The organism is Blautia sp. HCP28S3_G10 (assembly GCF_052065235.1).
GTDB lineage: Bacteria > Bacillota > Clostridia > Lachnospirales > Lachnospiraceae > Blautia_A.
The window spans coordinates 1-20,557 of sequence record NZ_JBQHUL010000046.1 but is presented as its reverse complement, the minus strand read 5'-3'; the positions used below and the strand labels follow the sequence as shown (position 1 = coordinate 20,557).

The window sequence follows — 20,557 nt, the reverse complement described above, 5'->3', positions numbered from 1 at the left end:
TCAAAATCCATTCCAAATCACCTTCGGTGATGGGATTTTGCCCCGTATGTCTCGGGATTTTGCCATATTCATGGCAAAACACCTCGCGGAATATTACCTGTGAACAGTAACGCAGGATCAACAATAAAGTAACACTTTTCATTTTTTCCCGATAGATGTATAATAAAACCACTTAAAGAGAGGAGATTATACTATGTATCATATAGATTTTCATAAACCACTCGCCGTACATTTTATCGGTATCGGCGGTATCAGTATGAGCGGTCTGGCCGAAATTCTTCTGGAAGAGGGATTCACGGTTTCCGGCTCAGACGCAAAAGAAAGTCCGCTTACCAGAACTCTTGAGCAGAAAGGTGCAACTGTTTATTATGGACAGCGTGCTTCCAATATTAAAGACTCTGTTCAGGTGGTTGTTTATACAGCTGCAATCCACCCGGAGAATCCGGAATTTGCCTGTGCAAAAGAAAAAGGTCTTCCTATGCTCACAAGAGCCGAACTTCTCGGACAGATCATGCGCAACTACGATACTCCTGTGGCTGTTTCAGGAACTCATGGAAAAACAACAACTACTTCCATGATCTCCCATATTCTTCTGAAAGGCAAATGTGATCCTACCATCAGTGTAGGCGGAATCCTTCCTGCAATCGGAGGAAACATACGTGTGGGTCAGTCGGAAACTTTCCTTACAGAAGCCTGTGAATATACAAACAGTTTTCTGAGCTTTTTCCCGAAGATCAGCGTAATCCTTAATATGGATGCCGATCATCTGGATTTCTTCAAAGATATTGATGATATTCGTCATTCTTTCCGCAAATTTGCAGAACTTCTTCCTGATGACGGTGCTCTTGTCATTAATGCAGATACTCCGGAATATAAGAAAATCACAGATGGGCTTTCCTGCAAAGTAATTACCTACAGCCTTGAAAAGCCTGCTGATTACACAGCTGACCACATTGTATATGATGAATTTGGCCATGCTTCTTTTACAGTGCTGCATAATGGCGAGGAGCTTGGCACCTGTTCCCTGAAAGTTCCCGGAATCCACAATGTTTCCAATGCCCTGGCTTCTGTTGCAGTCGGACAGCTTCTCGGACTTTCTGCTGATGTTATCCTGGAAGGTCTCCGGGAATTCACCGGTACAGACCGTCGTTTCCAGTATAAGGGAGAAGTCGGAGGAGTTACCATAATTGATGATTACGCTCATCATCCTACAGAAATCAAAGCTACCCTTAAAGCCGCAGCCAATTATCCACACAAAAAGATCTGGTGTGTTTTTCAGCCTCATACCTACACACGTACCAAGGCTCTGATGCCTGAATTCGCAGAAGCCCTCACACTTGCAGATCATGTTGTACTGGCTGATATCTACGCAGCACGTGAAACTGATAATCTTGGAATTTCTTCCCGAAATCTCCAGGAAGAAATCGAAAAACTGGGAACCCCATGTGAATATTTCCCTACTTTTGATGAAATCGAAAATTTTCTTCTTGAAAATTGTACACAGGGCGACCTGTTGATAACTATGGGGGCCGGAGACGTTGTAAACATTGGCGAACAGCTCCTCGGAAAGTAAGTTATCCACATTATCCACATGTTTATACACATTTTTCATAGTGTGTGGCATGTGGATTTTTTTTACATAATTGATTTACATAATTTCCCATTATGCGACATGATTTTTCGCATTAATTCAACAAAAATCGAGATTTTTGAGGTTTACCGATAATTATGAAAATAAAATGCTTTCCACATTATCCACATTATCCACATTTCTTTTGTGGAAACTTTTCACAGAAAAAATCCTATTCTCATTTGAAAAATCTTGTGCTATAATCCAAGTGTTCCAAATCAGAATGTTTACAGTTACTGTAAATAAAACAGACAGTAACTTTTTTATGAGAAAGTGAGCGTTTTTACATGGCAATGATCACCTTACAAAATTCATTACAGTCCGGGGTTACCCTTTTATCCAATACCTTTATTGATAATTACATGCCGGAAGCTAACGGAGAATTTGTAAAAGTGTATATTTATCTTCTGCGTGCGCTCTCCACCGGGCCGGTTTCTTTCAGCCTGGAGCAGATGGCCGACCGCCTTCTCTGTACTGAGAGGGATATTTTGCGTGCCCTGAAATACTGGTCAAAGCAGGGGCTTCTTTCTCTTGATTTTACAGATAACAGGAAACTCTGCGGAATCAGTTTCACTGAACCCGGAAAACAGCCGGCAGACGATCAGTCACCTTTACCCGAATCTGTTCCTGAACCTATACGTTCTTTTAAACCGGAACCGCTGACTCCTGACAGAGTAAATGAACTGAAACAAAATGAAGACATCATACAGCTTTTGTACATAGCAGAACAGTACCTTGGCAAGGCACTTTCACCCACAGAGATACAGAAGATCCTGTTTTTCTATGACGGACTGGGAATGCCTGCTGATCTCATCGAATATCTGATAGAGTATTGTGTAAGCCGCAACCACAAAAGCATTCGATATATCGAAACAGTTGCCCTTGCCTGGACTCAGGAAGGCATCACTTCCGTCGAGGAAGCCAAGAAATCCGGCTCCCGGTATACACGGGAATATTTTTCTATCCTCAAATCTCTCGGCATCACCAACCGAAATCCCGTAGATACTGAGATCAGTCTGATGGATACCTGGCTCAAAACTTATGGTTTTTCTGTAGAAATCATTCAGGAAGCCTGTAACCGTACTGTACTGCAGACAGGCCAGGCAAGTTTTCAGTATGCAGACAAGATTCTGGAAGGATGGAAGAAAAAAGAAGTCAAAACCCTGGAAGATATCCAGACTCTGGATTCCGAACACCGCAGACGTGTTCAGAGCAAAAAGGCCTCCAGGCCTGCACAGCAGCCTTCTTCCGGAAACCGCTTCAATAATTTCCAACAGCGGGAATACAACTTTGATGAATATGAAAAGCATCTTCTTAATCAGTAAAGGAGAATATTTGTGGCTTTACAGAATTTTCAATATGATATCATTATGCGGGAATACAGCCGCAGACAGTCCCAGGTTCAGCATGTACTGGAGGAGCATCGCAGAGAAGCATTTGCAAAGGTTCCACGGCTTCTGGAAATCGACCAGACAGTGGCAGGCTTAAGTGCCGAAAAAATTCGCTCTATGCTCTCCGGAAAACCAGGGAGCGTGGACGAACTTAAAGAAGAAGTTGCCGCTCTCGCTGCAGAACGTACCGCGCTTCTTCTGGAAAACGGTTTCCCTGCCGATTATCTGGAACCTCATTATTTCTGTCCTTCCTGCCAGGATACAGGTTATATAGATGGGCACAAATGTGCCTGTTTCAAAAAAGCAGAGATTGAACTGCTTTATACACAGTCAAATCTTGCAGAAATTCTTCAAAAAGAAAATTTTGACCACTTTTCTTTTGAATGGTATTCTGATACAATGAAAAACGAAGCAACCGGTCTGACGGCCCGCGATACCGCAAAAAGAGCCTATGACATGGCACGGAACTTCGTGAGGGATTTTGATTCCCGTTTCCAGAATCTCTTTTTATATGGAAGTACAGGTGTCGGAAAGACCTTTCTTTCGCACTGTATTGCCCATGACCTTCTGGAAAGCTCCCACTGCGTTCTCTATTTTTCCGCATTTGATCTGTTTGACAGACTTGCTCAGACAGCCTTTTCAAGAAAATCAGAGACAGATCCGGGAGAAGAATTTATTTTGGACTGTGATCTTCTGATCATTGATGACCTTGGAACAGAACTGACCAACAGTTTTGTATCCTCTCAGTTATTTTTATGTATTAACGAACGCATTGCCCGTCGGAAATCCACGATCATTTCGACCAATCTGAAACTGGAAGATTTTTCTTCCACTTATTCAGAAAGGACTTTCTCGAGGATTGCAAGTAATTATCAGATGATAAAACTGATCGGCAATGATATTCGTATTCAGAAAGTATTTTCAAGATAACATCTCAGAACAAGGAGGAATTTAATAATGGCACAGGAAAGCACGAAAGAATTAACCACACTCCCGGTAGGAAGACTTGGTCTCATCCCGCTTGAGAGTTGTCGTCCGCTTGGCGAAAAGGTTAATGAGTGGCTTGTAAAATGGCGAAACGAACGTGAGCATGATGAGATCAATTCATTTGCATTTGAAGGATATCGCAGAGATTCCTATATCGTAGATGTAAAGACTCCACGTTTCGGTTCCGGTGAAGGTAAAGGTGAGATTTCCGAATCTGTACGTGGTGATGATATCTATCTTATGGTTGATGTATGCAACCACAGCATGACTTATACAATGAGCGGATTTACAAACCTCATGTCCCCGGATGACCATTTCCAGGATCTGAAACGTGCAATTGCAGCTATCGGAGGCAAAGCCCGCAGAGTTAACGTTATTATGCCTTATCTCTATGAAAGCCGCCAGAGCAAACGTGTCGGACGTGAATCCCTCGACTGCGCTTCCGCACTCCAGGAACTCACAAAAATGGGCGTTGAGAATATTATCACTTTTGATGCTCACGATGCGCGTGTACAGAATGCTACTCCGCTTCACGGATTTGAAACAATCCAACCGGCTTATCAGTTCCTGAAAGCCCTTCTTAACAATGTAGACGGTCTTCATATTGACAATGATCACTTCATGATCATCAGTCCTGACGAAGGAAGCATGCGCAGAGCAATCTACCTTGCCAACGTCCTCGGTGTTGATATGGGTATGTACTACAGACGTCTCGATTACAGCAGACGTGTAAATGGTCGTCACCCGATCGCAGCTTACGAATTCCTTGGACCTAAGCTTGAGGGCAAAGATGTTATCCTTATTGATGATATGATCTCCTCCGGAAAGAGTATCCTGGAGATCGCATCTCTTCTTAAAGCACGTGGCGCAGGCAAGATCTTTATCTGCACAACATTCGGTCTGTTTACTGATGGAATGGACAAATTCGACAAAGCATACAAAGACGGTGTCTTTGACAAACTGCTGACAACCAACCTGGTATATCAGGCTCCTGACCTGCTTTCCAAGCCATATTATATCAGCTGTGATATGAGTAAATATATCGCTCTTATCATTGATACCCTGAATCATGATATGTCCGTCAGCCACCTGCTGAACCCGGTAGACAGAATCAAACGCTGTGTTACCAATTACATGGCACGCTACGACAAATAAATCACGTATATGTAACAAGGCTGCTGTCTTACGGTGCTCCGTAAAACAACAGCCTTTTTATTGTCTTATAATATAGTACAGGATATTCCTGCTTTCTGAAGTAGTTCCACTTCTTCTGTATGACTGATACATACAGCAGTCTGACGTCCTGAAACTGCCAGCCAGCCCATAACAGCCAAAAACTGTTCCTGTCCGAACATGCCGAATATATCTTCCATCATAACAGGCAGTTCTTCTTCCCCTGCCATTACAGTCCCTGCTGCCATGCAGAATGCAAAATACAAAAGTCCCAGCATTCCCCTGTTCAGTTTTTCAATCGGGATTTCTTCCTCTCCTGCATGAATACTGACATGAGAACCTGTGTCAAAAATGATATCCCAGCATTTCCCTGCTGTCACATCATTAAGAATCTCAGATGCCTTTGTAAGCATGTCTTCTCCCAGGCGGTTCCATATACGTCCTGAGAGCCTGTTTATAGTGTCTATGGCAAGATTCAGGGAATCTATCTCAAGTTCCTCCGCAAGCGGAATGTGCGCATGCTCCTGTGCCTCCTGGTGCTCTTCCATAAGGTTTGTGATTGCAGTTATTTTTTCTTTCTGTTCTTCATCCAGAATTTCCCTGCTCTCTTTAAGTTTACCCTGACGGTTCAGCCAGCGCTTACGATATCTCTTTCTTTTTTCAAGTTCACGCACTGTCCCCATCTGAAAACCGCCCTCAGCCAGAGAAATCAGAATTCCCGCAGCCGCCACTGTTACAGCCCATATCGGGCTTCGCATCTGCATTGCAAGAATCAGTGCACCTGCAAAAGTCAGCAGGACCGTCATGATCAGCACAGTAGTCTGAATAAAATTCTTTCTCTCAAGTCCGGCGATTTTTTCATCAAGAATATTCTCTCCATTATCCGCCTCTGTCATCCGGAGAGAAGTCTCCTGTGAACGTATCTGTTCTTTCTCTTCTTCCAGATCCTCTGCTTCCCGGCGGAGCTTTTTCATTTCTCCAACCAGCAGCTTCTGCTGCTCTGTCTGCGCTTTGCGGTCACGCTCCATCTGTACCTGGTAACCTTTCCTCGACATTTTGAGCATCTGCATGGTACGCCCCAGTTCCAGATTCCCGTCACCTGTTCCAACAGAACTTTTAATGTAATTCTGTATCTCTCGTACCAGTGAAGAACCGGATGGATTTTTCAGCGCTGTAACATAAACTGCATTGTCAAATATACTCTCACTGATATCACCAAGCACACTGTCTATTTTGTCCTGCTGTGCATTCAGTATTTCTCCACTTGTCTCGCAGAACAGTTCTCCTGTATCTTCTGTTTCCGTGAAGCTTCTGGTAAGCCGGAACTTCTTTCCACCGGCTTCAAACCAGATGATACCTTCACCAACAGCTTCTTTTTCTGTCTGTCCTGTCTGGGATTTTGGTCTGCCATAAAGCATCTGTCTGATAAAAGCATGTATTGCCATCTGCTCTTCTTTTCTGATTCCGGGCAATACATTCAGTCCCTCTGCAAACTCAATCATACGGTTGTGGAATCTGCCGTATTCTTTTATTTCCACACGATTGATTTTCATTTTTTCCTGTCTCCCGTAAACACCGCTGCATCCAGAAGAGCCTGCAAGCCGTGATACAGAGCTTTCTTTTCCACGACTGAGTCTTCTTTTTGCCGGAAATATTCAATATAATCACCGATCAGTGTACCACGGTATTTCCGCCGCAGTTCCTCAAGATCATAGGATGGCCTGGATTCATCGAGAACTTCCACAATATTTCCCATGTTTTTTAACCGTTCACCAAGAAAACGTGTTTCCGGTGAACGTCTGCCTCTGATAACGATTCTGTACATATTTTTTCCACCACGTTTCATGATATCGTTACGAAGCATTTCTTCCAGTGAGTACTGACTTGATTCTTCCCTCACTGTCAGCACAAGGTTCTGATACGAACGGCAGGCAAAAGGAACCAGTCTCGTCTTCAGTATTCCCTGTTCATATTCGCCTTCTATAAACCCATGTTCCCCCGTATCATTGCTGTCTGTAGGTTCCAGTGCCCCTGCATACAATGCCCGGTCTCTCATGATAATCTGTGGTGAATGGTAATATCCCAACGCAAGATAATCAAATCCAGCTTTTGTCAGGGCCGCAAAATCCATTGGAATATGACTCTCATCGCCTCCATGCGCAAGCAGAACATGAAAGCCTGGTTTCTGCTGAGGTCTCATACTGTTATATACAGGCTCGGAAATCTCCGGATGCTCATAGCTCATCCCATATACAAAAACATTTTTTTCGGGGATTTCCACACATTCCGGTGTTTCTCCCCTGAAAAAGGTCACATTTGATTCCCACCTGAAATCTCTGTAAAAAGATTCTTTTCGGATATAATCATGACTTCCCGCCATCAGAAAAACTCTTGTGTCCGGAATGGACGCAAAAAGACTGTTCACCTCTTCCAGCTCACCAGGAAGCGGCTGACGGTGAAAAAGATCTCCGGCTATAAATAACAAATCCACCGGATTCTTGCGGATGCCCGCAATTACCCGGCGGAATGTGTCCCAGATTTCTTCTTCCCGCTCATGACTCCACGGACAGCCCCTGTCAGGCACTGCCCCCAGATGTACATCTGCAAGATGAATAAATCTTATCATTCAGTAATTACTCCTTATAAATCACAGTTGTTTACAGTTCTCGGGAATGGGATTACGTCACGGATATTTCCCATACCTGTCAGATACATGACACAACGCTCAAATCCAAGACCATATCCGGAATGACGGGTAGAACCATATTTACGAAGATCCATATAGAACTGATAATCTTCTGCTTTCAGTCCAAGCTCGTCCATACGTGTTTTCAGCTTGTCGTAGTCGTCCTCTCTCTGGCTTCCTCCAATGATCTCACCGATTCCAGGTACCAAACAGTCCATAGCTGCAACAGTCTTGCCATCTTCGTTCTGTTTCATGTAGAAGGCCTTAATCTCCTTCGGATAATCTGTTACAAATACTGGTTTCTTGAATATCTGTTCTGTCAGATAGCGCTCATGCTCCGTCTGAAGATCGCAGCCCCAGAATACCTTATAATCAAATTTGTCGTTGTTTTTCTCCAGAAGTTCGATAGCTTCTGTATATGTTACATGACCGAATTCAGAATTTACCACATGGTTCAGGCGATCCAGCAGTCCCTTGTCAATAAAGGAATTGAAGAAATTCATCTCTTCCGGTGCATTCTCAAGTACATAGCGGATAATATATTTAAGCATCTCCTCAGCCAGATCCATATTATCATCAAGGTCTGCGAATGCACATTCCGGCTCGATCATCCAGAACTCTGCAGCATGACGTGTAGTGTTGGAATTCTCAGCACGGAAAGTCGGTCCGAATGTATAAATATTGCGGAATGCCTGCGCATATGTCTCACCATTCAGCTGACCACTTACTGTCAGGTTTGTCTCTTTTCCGAAGAAATCCTGGCTGTAATCAACACTGCCGTCCTCGTTCAGCGGAGGATTTTTCATATCAAGGGTTGTTACCTGGAACATTTCTCCCGCACCCTCACAGTCACTTCCTGTGATCAGTGGAGTATGAACGTAAACAAATCCTTTTTCCTGGAAAAATTTGTGAATAGCATATGCACAAAGAGAACGTACACGGAAAACTGCCTGGAATGTATTTGTTCTCGGTCTTAAATGTGTCATTGTTCTCAGATACTCAAGTGTATGACGTTTCTTCTGAAGCGGGTAATCCGGTGCGGATGCGCCCTCTACCTGTACTTCTGTTGCCTGGATCTCAAATGGCTGTTTAGCCTCCGGTGTTGCAACCAGAGTACCCTTTACGATGATGGCAGCACCTACATTCAGTTTGCTGATCTCGGCAAAATTCTCCATATTGTCATGGTAAACCACCTGAAGTGTCTCAAAGTATGTTCCATCGTGAAGTACGATAAATCCAAAAGCCTTGGAGCCACGTACACTGCGGACCCATCCTCCTACTGTCACTTCCTGATCCAGATATTTTTCTCTGTCTTTGTAAATCTCTCTTACGGTTGTAAGCTTCATAATCTATACCTCTCTGTTTTCTTTTCTCATCCAATTGCTTTCTAGTATAGACTATTCAACGGATTACTGCAAGGTCAGCATACTTATTTTTTCCATTTTAGTGTATCTGAGTGAGAATAATCATCATTCATGTCGTAAGAGATAATTCCGTTCTGTGTTACCAGATAAAATACATCTTTAATGTAAATGCCTCTCATAGTCTGATAATCGCTGTAACTGATACCGTCTTCAAAAAGTCCGCAGTCGTTCAGATTCAGATATGTGGCCGGCAAAAATCCTTCATCTTCACTGTAATTAAAAACAGCATAATAATATCGCTCGCCTGAGTCGTAACTGTTGTTATAACTTCCAAACATACCATAAGCAAATCCGAAAATATTTTTCTTCGGTGCCACAAGTATCGATCTGTAGTTTGAAAGCGCATCACAGAAAGAAGTGTCTTTCAGTACGAAACGATCTGTTTCTCTGATATCTGCCGGATCGCTGATATCAAACATTGAACATTTCAGCCCCTCTGTGCTTCCTGTATCAGGATCTGTCTCCCAGCCAATTCCAAGCAGCTGATTTTCTCCATAAAAATGAAGATATTCCGAAAATCCGGTAATTTTCAGTTCTCCCAGAATCTCCGGCTCTTCCGGCTCGGAAAGATCAACCGCAAAAAGCGGATCTGTGTTTCTGTAAGTAACAAAATAACCTGTTTTTCCCATGAAACGGGCAGATTTTATCTCCTCACCTTCTGCCAGATTTTCAATCTTTCCAATGGTTTCCATCTTATTATTCAAGACATAAAGACCGTTGCTTCTGGAAAAATCGCTGTAGTCTTCTCCCCAGCTTTCCGTTGTGGTAACCACCCTGAGATTTCCGTCATATTCATCCATGGAAAAATTATTATTCAGTTCGCCGGAAACAGAACCTGTACTTCCATCTTTAAATTTACCGTTTTCGTATCCGATCCTTACGATTTCTGTTCTGTTTTCTTTCTGGTTATATACGGACACTGCTGAATATATGTTATTTTCGCTGACATAAAAAGTCTCCGCACCGCTGACCACAGCCATGATGTCTGTTGCTTTATCCGGATATTCTGCCGCAATTGCTCCAGCCACTAAGTATGCCATCTGGCTGCCGGAATAATTCTCTGAGGGATCTTCAACAGGGAAATAAATATGGTCACAGTCTATATATTCTTCATTGGTTCTTGGCACATAGTACTGGATCTGATCTGAATTTTTGCCTGTATCCGGTGTATAAGAAGTAAATAGATATAATTTCCCATTGTTTCTTCTCGAAGAAAGATAATATCCGTCCTGCTGGTAAGTACCTGTTTTTTTCGGATTGGCTCTGTCTGTAATATCATAGGTTTCCACAGAAACGGTGATTATTGGCACGCTGCAGCTGGATCGTATGCTTTCTGAGCTGTCAGCAGATGGAAGTTCCAGCTCATCTTTGTAAGTTATATAGTTTTCTTTCTGACAGATGATCTGCAGACATCCACCGTCAACATACATTTCTTTATAATCTGAACTGTTCTCTCCCTGGATTTCTCCTGCCAGTTTCATGGACTTTGCATCAACGATCCGTACATCGCCTCTGCTTCCCATTGCATAAATATAAGTGCCGTCCGTCCTGACAATATCAGCTTCATCAACATTCTCTTCCTGTGTATTTGTGGAGGAAAAATCTCCTTCTGCTGCTGTCTCATCATAGTCGAATGCCGTGTCGATCGGATCATCGGATTTTGAAGCAGTCATGCTGTCCGAGGACGCAGTATCCGAGCTGGCAGCCGCATCCATGGCTGTTTCTTCGATCATCATAACTCTTGCATTGGTGTTTCCCGAAGATAGATTTTCCTGCCATTTCTGAAGCACATCATAAAGTTCCTCGTAACTTTTTGCATGAGCAATCCCGCTGACCGGTTCGGTGTCAGCTGCTCTTTCTTCTGACGCACTTTCTGTAGTATCTTCTGTCTCTGTGCTTTTCTCATTCTGTGACACGCCTTCTGCCCTGACAGCTATGGCAGGAGTCATTGCCAGAATAGCCGCTGCTGTTATGGAAATCATTTTTTTATTTAACATATTGGCCTCCTTTCTTTTTGCATCATTTTATGCTTCTATATATTAATGTCATCATAACACAGAAATGTTGCACTCCTGTAAAATTTTTCTGTCCGGATCAGTGTCAAAAAAATCACATAACAGTCAGAAAGACCCCGGCTGATTGATATGTACCCTCTTTACTGGACAACCAGTAAAGAGGGTACATATCATGATTTCAGTCGGAGTCTTTTTCACAATTCTATGCAGCAAGTTTGAAGTTTTTCGCAACTGTAAGGTACTGAACAGTTACAGTTTTTCAATAAATCTCATAAATGCCTGACGGCCTTCCGGTGTGCATTTGTATACACCTGCGTCTTCCAGTACATGGGTAAATACAATTCCAATTTCTTTCTGAAGGATCTCATGAACATTATCTTTGTTGATATCCGGATATTTCGGAAGAAATTCCTTTGCCCATGCAGCATGTTTCTCAATCTTTTCGTCAGAAGCAATGTCTTTGCCTTCCAGAATATATTCTTCCAGAAGTTCCATCTCTTCTTTCAGTCTGGCAGGAAGAACAGCCAGTCCCATAACCTCTATCAGACCGATATTTTCTTTTTTGATGTGGTGATACTGTGCATGCGGATGATAAACACCAAGTGGATGTTCTTCTGTTGTAATATTGTTTCTCAGTGTCAGATCCAGTTCATACATATCTCCGACTTTGCGGGCAATAGGAGTAATGGTATTGTGTGGTTCACCATCTGTTTCTGCAAAAACAAAAGCAGCCTCATCAGTATATCCTCTCCATACTTCCAGCACATGAGTTGCAAGATCTACCAGTCTGTCAGAATCTTTGTGACGGATACGAAGAACAGATAACGGCCATTTTACAATTCCTGCTTCCACATCTTCATAGCCCGGAATAGTCACATGCTGTTCTATCCCCGCTTTTGCCATTGCAAAAGTATAATGACCTCCCTGGAAATGATCGTGGCTCAGGATAGAACCTCCAACGATTGGCAGGTCAGCATTGGATCCAAGGAAATAATGCGGGAAAAGTTTAACAAAATCAAACAGTTTGATGAATGCATTTCTTTCAATCTTCATCGGTGTATGACAGCTGTTAAATACAATACAGTGCTCATTGTAATACACATATGGGGAGTACTGGAATCCCCACGGTGTATCATTAATTGTAATCGGGATAATTCTGTGGTTCTGTCGTGCAGGATGATTTACTCTTCCTGCATAGCCTTCGTTTTCGGGACACAGAAGACATTTCGGATAACTGCTTGTCTTTGCATTTCTGGCTGCTGCGATTGCCTTCGGGTCTTTTTCGGGTTTGGAAAGATTGATTGTAATATCAATTTCTCCATATGGGCTGTCCACTTTCCATTTCTGATCTTTTTTTACACGATAACGACGGATATAGTTGCTGTCCTGACTTAATTTATAAAAATAATCAGTAGCTTCCTGCGGACTGTTTTTATATTTGTCCCAGAATTCTTTCTGAACCTGTGCAGGTCTCGGCATCAGGCAGTTCATGATTCTTGTGTCAAAAAGATCACGATATACGATGCTGTCCTCGATCAGGTTTCTTTTCACTGCCTCATCGAGCAGTTCATCCAGCGTTTCCTCCAGATCAACAGCATGAAATGTCTCTTCCGGCTCTGTATACTCATCTTCTTTAAAAACATCAAGAAGAAGATTTACTGTATAGTTTTTTTCACACTCAGGTACAAGCCCTGTTTCTACTCCGTACTGTACTAATTTTGCAATGCTTTTGCTTAACATGCTTTTTGTCCCCCTGCTATTTATTTTTGGTTATTGTCCAGATACGTAATAAATACATTTCCCGCCTTCTGGAAAAGTGCAGTACTGTCATTCATTCCGTACGGTTTTACTTCCTGGGTAGACGGATCCAGGAGATATGTGTTGTACTCATCATATCCTACAATTACTACGCTGGAATCTGCCCCTGTCTTGGCAATAACAGCCCTCTGTGCACTGATTTCATAGAGAATATTTTCCAGAGAACAGCCTGTAAGGTCAATCACTGTTCCTTTGTCCCCGAGTCCCTCCTGAAGAGTGGCTTTATCCCATGAACCGGATCTTATGATTTCCGGAATATCCTCTGTATTCAGTGTCAGCTGTGTTTTCATATTTCCACGTTCCCAGACATATTGCTGCTCACGGTTCAGAACTACGCCGGTTCCTGCATCTGCCCTGAGAACAGCCTGTGCCGGATCTGTCCATGTACTGTCCAGCCCTCCATGGGCATATACATAATAGGTTTCCTGACTGACAGCATCTGAAGGCAGTTTCACTGTTCTTTCTCCGACATTTTTCATCTTGGACTGAAGGATCAGCGGTTTGTCTGAACCTGGTGCCTCACTGAATACCAGCCGCACTATTACACCCTTTCTGTCTGAGCTTGTCTGTTCCACAGATGCCTGAACTACTGCTTCCGAACTGTTGTTCATAATGTTGTCATTTTTCTTTGCTGTATAAGAATTTCCCGTTTTTTCTGACAGATTGAATTCAATCAGTGAACTTCCCACTGTCACGTTGGTCAGATATAATCCATCCTGATGATACTCCTTTTTTACAGTACCGTCAAAACCTTCTATACGCAGTGTTGTAATTCCTTCTGTTGTATGACCATTTTCATCGGTCAGCGAATCTCCGTCCTGAACAGCTCCATAAACTATATCTTCATTCATAAAGCCAAGAATTCTCAGCTGTTGTCCGTTATCTGGTGCAATATCCCGGGTCGCAAGAGAATCAAAATCAATCTCCCTGATCTGTCCTGCCTGCTCGCCCTCCTGGATCCGCCATGCTGCATGCGCATTTGTTTCTGAAACAGCAAACTCACTCTCTTTGATTCCTTCTTCAAGGATTTCATAATTGCTTTCATCAATATTGATCTGATAAAGCTTGCCGGAAAGAAGCAGAAACAGCTGATTATTACTGCTGACATATGACAGCGTGCCGAGATCAGATTTCAGAAATTCATAAGATCTGGTGCTCGGTATAAATACTTTTTCTTCTACAACATTCTGATCATTACTGTAATGATAAATTCCCACACCACAGTATCCCTCATGAATTCCACGGTTCATATAACCAAGGACCATGAAGTTCACATCTCCATCATCTTCCACGCTCAGCAGCTTGATGTCATGTACAACTCTTGAATCACGAACGTCACTGTTATCACTTTTCCTGAAAGTAAAAATATTAACAAACTTTCCGGTATCCGGTGCATAGGACCACAGATCGCCATCCTGGCAGAATGCTGTTACTGTTTCAGCTTCATTCGTTACAGTTTCCACATTTTTGTCCCGCACTCCCAGAAGAAGTCCGCTGTCACTGATAACAGACAGATTGGGATCAAACACCTGTGTTGCAGAACGCTCAAAATCAAGAAGTCGTATTCTCGATTCTGTATAACGCATTCTGTAAAATTCTGTAACATTATAGTATTCAGTCTGTCCGCTGTCATCTTTTGCAGAGATTTCGTATTCCAGAGAAATACTTGCCGTGGTCTCATTGATATCTTTGATCACTGGAATTCCTTTTTTGGAAATCTGCGGATTCAGATTTCCCCAGCTGATATCTGAAAGTGGTGACTTAATGGAAATGTCCGCAAAATTTCTTGTACTGTTTTCTGCTGATTCCAGATAATCCGCCAGATTATCTGCGGAATTCTTGTCCATGCACATCTGTGCAAAGTCACTCACAAACTGTACATACTGTGCCGTATTCGTAGAGGAACGAGATACCAGCCTTGTATAGTAATATGCATCTCCATTATCTGTATCAAGCGTAATCTGAAGTGAATATTCCTGATTCATCAGCATTCCTGAACTGATTTCTATATCTGCTCTCAGATAATTATCAGAGTTCTTAAGTTTTTTGATTTTTCTGTTTTCAAGAACCTTTGTCCCGTCTGATGTTCTGATCTCATAAGAAAGGCTTTTTACCTTTGAGTCATAAGGATTAATGGCCAGCGATAATTTTCTGGTGGTATCCAAAGGTGTCACGCTGTCTCTGACAAAATCAGCTTCCATCTGCTGCCTGTAACCGTACATACGGTTACTGATGGTTCCGTCAAAATCAACCATCACTTCCGGTAATGTGGGATTATTCATATCCGATCTGTCGTCTGTTGTCTCATTATTCATTAGAAACGCAGTCCCTGCAACTCCCAGCACAAAGACTATAAGAAGTATCAAAAACCTTCCAAGAATTTTTTTCATGGTTTCCTATACTCCTTTCTTTTCCGCCAGTCCCTGTGGGTACAGAAGTTTTTCCAAGGTAAGTTTTCCATTAATTGCCTCTGTCAGTTTATTCAGACCGGCTGATGTCCGGGGTTTACCTGTTTTTACTGCACGGATCAGAAGATTCTTCGGCGTATGTTCCATATCAATAAATTCAAGTATCTGGGTATGATAACCTTTTGATTCCAGAAGTTCCGCACGAATTCCATCTGTAATAAGTGCCGACATACGTTCTTTCAGTATTCCGTATTTCAGCACAGGTGCCAGAAGTTCGTTTTTTATCTGACTGTTCAGTTCATGCTGACAGCAGGGTACAGAAAGTATCACTTCTGCGTCCCACTCTACCGCTTTCGCAAGTGCATAATCTGTGGCTTTGTCGCAGGCATGAAGCGTTACTACCATGTCCACTTTCTGCACGCCTTCATAATCTGCAATATCACCATGAAGGAATTTAAGTTTCTCATATCCATATTTCTGTGCCAGTTTGTTACACTTCCTGATCACATCTTCTTTCAGGTCCAGTCCGATGATTTTCACATCATAATTCTGTAATTCTTTCAGATAGTAATACATTGCAAAAGTCAGATATGACTTACCGCATCCGAAATCCAAGATAGTAATCTCCCGTTCTCTGGAAAGAGCCGGAAGTATATCCTCTATAAATTCCAGAAAACGGTTGATCTGTCTGAATTTATCATAAGCCGGCTGATGAACTTTTCCTTCTTTGTTCATCACACCAAGATCTGTCAGAAACGGTACCGGTACCCCTTCTCTGAGGATATATTTTTTCACACGGTTATGTGCCATGATTTTTACAGGTTCCAGTGGCTGATGCTGTTTTACTTTAATTGTCTGTCTGCCCTTTTTGCTCACCAGTACAGTTCCGTCTCTGCTCTGTCCCTGAATCTGCAGCTGAGAAAAACCGTTTTCGAGACTGTCTTTTATATAGTCTTTTACTTCATCAGCTGTATAATTTTTGTGAACTGCTTTTGTTCCTACTGTGGCTGTTGCCTGATAACATATCTCCCCTTTTATTTCTACCGGGCGGATCCGGACTTTGGCCGGGGTATCTTTGTCTTTGTTTCTCTGGCCGCTCAGCACAGCAAGCATCATTCCGTCATTAAATTGTTCTTCCAAAAAATTCTGTAATGTCTTCATTCATCAATTTCTTTCTGTTACTGATTTTCAGTATCCTCTGCACCTTCTGCGTCTGCATCTTCTTCTGGATATTTCCTGATAAAGGATCACCTGGATCAGATCATCCAGAAATGCATCTGATATCTCCTGAATCTCCAGTTCTCCCTGTATATCCTTTTTGATATGGCTGAACAGCCGGTACATCATAAATTTATCCGGATATTCATCATAAAGGCGGCTTCCCTCATAATCCAGCAGCTGGCATTCTTCTTCAACTTTCTGCTGGATTTTTCTGGCAGTCTCCGGATAGAAAGATTTCATAAGCGCAAATTCCCGCTCCTGTATTCTTTCTCCACTATAAAATCCCGGTGCAGCATATACTTTATAAAATGGAAAGAATTCATCATAATACATGGAACGACTCCTGTTCTTTCTGCATTCTATAATAGTTTATGCACCGTTTTTTCCTGTGTGCAGATTATCCCTGAATGTCTTTCAGGATACGAAGGGTCATTTTGACACTGTGTTCTGCTGCCATTGCCTCAAATGTAGGATAATCCATCTCTGCGCTTCCGTCTGCTTTGTCGGAAATCGCACGTACTACCAGAAACGGTATATGATTCAGGTATGCTGTATGTGCAATAGATGCTCCTTCCATTTCTACTGCATATGCCCCGAAGTCTTTGACAATACGGTCTTTAACTGCCTGGTCCGCAACGAACTGGTCTCCCGAAGCAATTCTTCCTTCATATACTTCAATATCAGGATTTACATCTTTGCAGGCTTTAACTGCAATTTTGCGAAGTGCTTCATCACTCTCGAAAGAAAATGCGTCCATCTGCGGCACCTGTCCTACAGGATATCCGAATGCAACTGCATTCATATCATGATGCACAAGGTCAGTGGAGATCACAATATCTCCGATATTGATATCTGCATTCAGGCTTCCCGCAATTCCTGTATTGATCACTGCCTCTACCTTGAATTCATCTATCAGGATCTGTGTACATACTGCCGCATTGATCTTTCCAATTCCGGAACGTACTACTACTACGTTTTTGCCTTCAAGTATTCCTGCATAAAATTCCATGGAGGCTTTGCGTGTGATCTGTACATCTTTCATCTTTTCTTTAAGGTTAGCTACTTCTACTTCCATAGCACCGATAATTCCAATTCGTTTCATATTATTTTCTCCTCATTGTGGTTTCTATCTGTAATGTTGATTATTCGTTGCTGTTAATAAAGTGCAACAATTAATTTACAGCAATATTATAACAAATGTTTTGTTTATATGGAAACTTTTTTTCCTTTCTGATATACTGAGGTGTGGATTTGTAACTGTTCACAGGTAATATGGATTCAAATCCCGAGACATACAATTCAGATTTCATTTTTACAGGAGGTTATAATTATGGTATATAAAACATCTGGTGTCTGTTCCAGTGCTATTTCTTTTGAAATTGATAATGAGGGAAAGGTTCGTGATGTGAAGTTTCAAGGAGGCTGTTCCGGCAATACGCAGGGTGTTGCCGCTCTGGTAGAAGGCATGGATGCAGCTGAGGCTGTCAAGAGACTTGAGGGAATCCGCTGTGGTTTTCGTCCTACTTCCTGCCCTGATCAGCTGGCGAAAGCACTTAAGGGAGCGCTGAACGCATAATAAGTAAAAAATATTATATAGAAACGTACACCCCGGTGCTCTGTATCTGTTCTCTTTATAGATATTGAAAAATCCGGAAAACAAAAATCCCGGGATCATGTATCTGGTTCTGGATTCCCTGAAATGATCTGCAGAAGTACTCAGTTCCTGGAAATCTGCGTTAATACCATAAATAACAATGTCTGAGCCGAAGGCGAGTTTTGTTATTTATGGTATTGCTCTTAGCAGATTGACAGAAACCTAGTACTTCCAGATTATTTCACACGGAATCCATGAACAGATACATGATCACCGGGATTGCTTATTTCTGTTACTTTTTTTCCATATTAATTCAGGTCATTTCTATCCCACTTATCACAGAGAGACTGAATATCCCTTGCAAAGCGGTCGAGATCTTTGTTCGCTCCACCTTCGTTCTTGCGGATAACAGACATAAGTCTCTGGCCCATTGCCACCAGTTTCTCGAATGTTCTGGCTGCTCTGGTCGCCTTGGGCGATACAGATGTTTTGGTAATTTTTATGCCCTGTGCTTCATATACGCAGGCATCTGCTGCCAGATCATATACAGTGCCACTGAATGGTGCCATAGTATCCAGTTCAAGTTCGTCATGCAGCCGTCGTGCAAATAATTCTGTTACGGTATCTTCACCATGAGTTACAAACACTTTCGCCGGTTTTTCTTTGAATGCCTTAATCCAGTCGATCAGCCCGTTCACATCCGCATGGCCGCTGATTCCGGGCATCTGACATATCTCAGCTGCCACATTTATGGATTCACCAAAAAGCTTCACTTCATCTGCGCCCTCCAGAAGCGCTCTTCCCAGTGTTCCCACAGCCTGATATCCAACAAAAAGTATCGTAGACTTTTCATTCCAGAGATTATGTTTCAAATGATGCTTGATTCGTCCTGCATCACACATGCCACTGGCAGAAATAATAACCTTACAGTCTTCATCGAAATTGATCGCACGGGAATCGTCACTTGTTACGGAAATCTTCAGTCCCGGGAAAGTCAGTGGATTGATTCCTTTATGTATCAGCTCGATAGCTTCTTCATCAAAGCAGTCATACTGATGTTCTCCAAAAATTGTCGTTGCATCATTTGCAAGCGGACTGTCCACATAAACCTTGAAATTTCCATGTCCCTTCACACGGTCTTCTTCTTTTATCTGGCGTATAAAATAAAGCATTTCCTGTGTACGGCCTACAGCAAACGATGGGATTACCACATTGCCGCCTCTGTCAAACGTTCTCTGGATCACTTCCGCCAGAATTCCAACATAATCAGGTCTTTCTCCATGGCTTCTGTCCCCATAAGTAGATTCCATAACTACATAATCAGCCTTATGAAGATATGTCGGATCCTTGATCAGGGGCTGATTGATATTTCCGATATCTCCTGAGAACACGATTGTTTTCTCGGTATCCCCTTCTCTTATGGTCACTTCAATACTTGCGGAACCAAGAAGATGACCTGCATCCACAAACCGTACTGAAATTCCAGGTGCAGGTGTGATCACCTTTTCATACGGACATGGAACAAAATGCTGCAGTACTCCCATTGCATCTTCCATGGTATAAGCAGGTACAAATTCCGGCTTGCCCTGGCGGCGCCCTTTACGGTTGCGCCATTCAGCTTCAAACATCTGAATATGTGCACTGTCTCGAAGCATGATGTCACACAGATGACAGGTTGCATCTGTTGCGTATATTGATCCCTGGAAACCTTTTGCATAGATTGCCGGAAGATTTCCCGAATGATCCATATGTGCATGTGTCAGAAGTACAAAATCAAGTTCTCCGGGATTTACAGGTATATCCTTATTTTCATAATAATCAGGCCCCTGTTCCATTCCGCAGTCTACCAGGAATTTCTTTCCGGCTGCCTCCAGATAATAACAGCTTCCCGTTACCTCATGCGCTGCTCCTATAAAGGTTATCTTCATATGCAAGCCCCCTTTTTCAGATAATAATTACAATACATTATATTTGTAATTATTATACATGATTCCCCCTGTTTTTTACAGTCTTTTTGTAAAAAAAGTCTAATTTGCATACTGAGAACTTGCCACCAGCATCTTCTCTTACATACTATGGCAGAAAAAAGCAGAGCCAGGGTGTTATCCGGCATTTTATCTGGTCCTATACCATGCCACATTCAATCAAATTAAAAAGGGGCACAGCATAAATTATTCTGATGGATTTTTCATCGGATTACTTTATGCCGT

Annotated in this window: 15 protein-coding genes; 5 read left to right on the top strand and 10 right to left on the bottom strand. The window is 42.4% G+C overall.

Translation table 11 applies throughout. The features are described from left to right. The first annotated feature begins 193 nt into the window (after positions 1-193). The 4 genes from murC to ACTNB8_RS14535 all read left to right on the top strand — a co-directional run bounded on the left by murC (position 194) and on the right by ACTNB8_RS14535 (position 5,163). The gene (gene murC, locus ACTNB8_RS14550) at positions 194-1,573 is read left to right on the top strand and encodes a UDP-N-acetylmuramate--L-alanine ligase (RefSeq protein ID WP_441055835.1); all 1,380 of its coding nucleotides are present in this window, start codon (positions 194-196) and stop codon (positions 1,571-1,573) included. A 344-nt stretch (positions 1,574-1,917) separates the two neighbouring features. Then, positions 1,918-2,955, top strand: a complete 1,038-nt coding sequence (locus ACTNB8_RS14545) for a DnaD domain protein (protein ID WP_441055833.1) — start codon at positions 1,918-1,920, stop codon at positions 2,953-2,955. Between the two features lie 12 nt (positions 2,956-2,967). After that, complete coding sequence (locus tag ACTNB8_RS14540) at positions 2,968-3,951, top strand: ATP-binding protein (protein WP_441055831.1); 984 nt, start codon at positions 2,968-2,970, stop codon at positions 3,949-3,951. Positions 3,952-3,978: 27 nt separating this feature from the next. Next, positions 3,979-5,163: a ribose-phosphate pyrophosphokinase gene (locus ACTNB8_RS14535; protein ID WP_441055829.1), complete on the top strand. Its 1,185-nt coding sequence runs from the start codon at positions 3,979-3,981 to the stop codon at positions 5,161-5,163. Positions 5,164-5,228: 65 nt separating this feature from the next. On the opposite strand, the gene ACTNB8_RS14530 is transcribed toward ACTNB8_RS14535, so the two are convergent. From ACTNB8_RS14530 to ACTNB8_RS14490, 9 genes are all read right to left on the bottom strand, one after another. Next, on the bottom strand, positions 5,229-6,734 hold the full coding sequence (locus ACTNB8_RS14530; protein ID WP_441055827.1) for a hypothetical protein: 1,506 nt from the start codon (positions 6,732-6,734) through the stop codon (positions 5,229-5,231). Then, positions 6,731-7,807: a metallophosphoesterase family protein gene (locus ACTNB8_RS14525; protein ID WP_441055825.1), complete on the bottom strand. Its 1,077-nt coding sequence runs from the start codon at positions 7,805-7,807 to the stop codon at positions 6,731-6,733. Before ACTNB8_RS14525 ends, ACTNB8_RS14530 begins: the two co-directional genes overlap by 4 nt. Before the next feature lie 14 nt (positions 7,808-7,821). Then, positions 7,822-9,213, bottom strand: coding sequence for an asparagine--tRNA ligase (asnS, locus tag ACTNB8_RS14520; protein ID WP_441055823.1), 1,392 nt, complete (start codon positions 9,211-9,213; stop codon positions 7,822-7,824). A gap of 83 nt (positions 9,214-9,296) precedes the next feature. Beyond that, a complete protein-coding gene (locus tag ACTNB8_RS14515) occupies positions 9,297-11,288 on the bottom strand; it encodes a beta-propeller domain-containing protein (protein ID WP_441055821.1) in 1,992 nt (663 codons plus the stop codon). A gap of 267 nt (positions 11,289-11,555) precedes the next feature. Next, a complete protein-coding gene (gene galT, locus ACTNB8_RS14510; RefSeq protein WP_441055819.1) occupies positions 11,556-13,046 on the bottom strand; it encodes a UDP-glucose--hexose-1-phosphate uridylyltransferase in 1,491 nt (496 codons plus the stop codon). Positions 13,047-13,066: 20 nt separating this feature from the next. After that, positions 13,067-15,514, bottom strand: coding sequence for a hypothetical protein (locus ACTNB8_RS14505; RefSeq protein WP_441055817.1), 2,448 nt, complete (start codon positions 15,512-15,514; stop codon positions 13,067-13,069). Between the two features lie 6 nt (positions 15,515-15,520). Then, positions 15,521-16,693: a class I SAM-dependent methyltransferase gene (locus ACTNB8_RS14500; RefSeq protein WP_441055815.1), complete on the bottom strand. Its 1,173-nt coding sequence runs from the start codon at positions 16,691-16,693 to the stop codon at positions 15,521-15,523. A 27-nt stretch (positions 16,694-16,720) separates the two neighbouring features. Beyond that, positions 16,721-17,086, bottom strand: a complete 366-nt coding sequence (locus ACTNB8_RS14495) for a hypothetical protein (RefSeq protein ID WP_441055813.1) — start codon at positions 17,084-17,086, stop codon at positions 16,721-16,723. Between the two features lie 64 nt (positions 17,087-17,150). Further along, positions 17,151-17,855, bottom strand: a complete 705-nt coding sequence (locus ACTNB8_RS14490; RefSeq protein ID WP_441055811.1) for a 5'-methylthioadenosine/adenosylhomocysteine nucleosidase — start codon at positions 17,853-17,855, stop codon at positions 17,151-17,153. Between the two features lie 228 nt (positions 17,856-18,083). On the opposite strand from ACTNB8_RS14490, the gene ACTNB8_RS14485 reads away from it, so the two are divergent. Then, positions 18,084-18,329, top strand: a complete 246-nt coding sequence (locus ACTNB8_RS14485; protein WP_296157519.1) for a TIGR03905 family TSCPD domain-containing protein — start codon at positions 18,084-18,086, stop codon at positions 18,327-18,329. A 326-nt stretch (positions 18,330-18,655) separates the two neighbouring features. Here the strand turns inward: ACTNB8_RS14485 and ACTNB8_RS14480 are convergent, their stop codons facing one another. Next, a complete protein-coding gene (locus ACTNB8_RS14480) occupies positions 18,656-20,275 on the bottom strand; it encodes an MBL fold metallo-hydrolase RNA specificity domain-containing protein (RefSeq protein WP_441055808.1) in 1,620 nt (539 codons plus the stop codon). Positions 20,276-20,557: the final 282 nt, after the last annotated feature.

Coding starts and splice junctions, on each gene's coding strand:
- murC (WP_441055835.1), top strand. CDS start 194: ATGTATCATATAGATTTTCATAAACCACTCGCCGTACATTTTATCGGT.
- ACTNB8_RS14495 (WP_441055813.1), bottom strand. CDS start 17,086: ATGTATTATGATGAATTCTTTCCATTTTATAAAGTATATGCTGCACCG.
- galT (WP_441055819.1), bottom strand. CDS start 13,046: ATGTTAAGCAAAAGCATTGCAAAATTAGTACAGTACGGAGTAGAAACA.
- ACTNB8_RS14500 (WP_441055815.1), bottom strand. CDS start 16,693: ATGAAGACATTACAGAATTTTTTGGAAGAACAATTTAATGACGGAATG.
- ACTNB8_RS14545 (WP_441055833.1), top strand. CDS start 1,918: ATGGCAATGATCACCTTACAAAATTCATTACAGTCCGGGGTTACCCTT.
- ACTNB8_RS14485 (WP_296157519.1), top strand. CDS start 18,084: ATGGTATATAAAACATCTGGTGTCTGTTCCAGTGCTATTTCTTTTGAA.
- asnS (WP_441055823.1), bottom strand. CDS start 9,213: ATGAAGCTTACAACCGTAAGAGAGATTTACAAAGACAGAGAAAAATAT.
- ACTNB8_RS14480 (WP_441055808.1), bottom strand. CDS start 20,275: ATGAAGATAACCTTTATAGGAGCAGCGCATGAGGTAACGGGAAGCTGT.
- ACTNB8_RS14530 (WP_441055827.1), bottom strand. CDS start 6,734: ATGAAAATCAATCGTGTGGAAATAAAAGAATACGGCAGATTCCACAAC.
- ACTNB8_RS14515 (WP_441055821.1), bottom strand. CDS start 11,288: ATGTTAAATAAAAAAATGATTTCCATAACAGCAGCGGCTATTCTGGCA.
- ACTNB8_RS14505 (WP_441055817.1), bottom strand. CDS start 15,514: ATGAAAAAAATTCTTGGAAGGTTTTTGATACTTCTTATAGTCTTTGTG.
- ACTNB8_RS14490 (WP_441055811.1), bottom strand. CDS start 17,855: ATGAAACGAATTGGAATTATCGGTGCTATGGAAGTAGAAGTAGCTAAC.
- ACTNB8_RS14525 (WP_441055825.1), bottom strand. CDS start 7,807: ATGATAAGATTTATTCATCTTGCAGATGTACATCTGGGGGCAGTGCCT.
- ACTNB8_RS14535 (WP_441055829.1), top strand. CDS start 3,979: ATGGCACAGGAAAGCACGAAAGAATTAACCACACTCCCGGTAGGAAGA.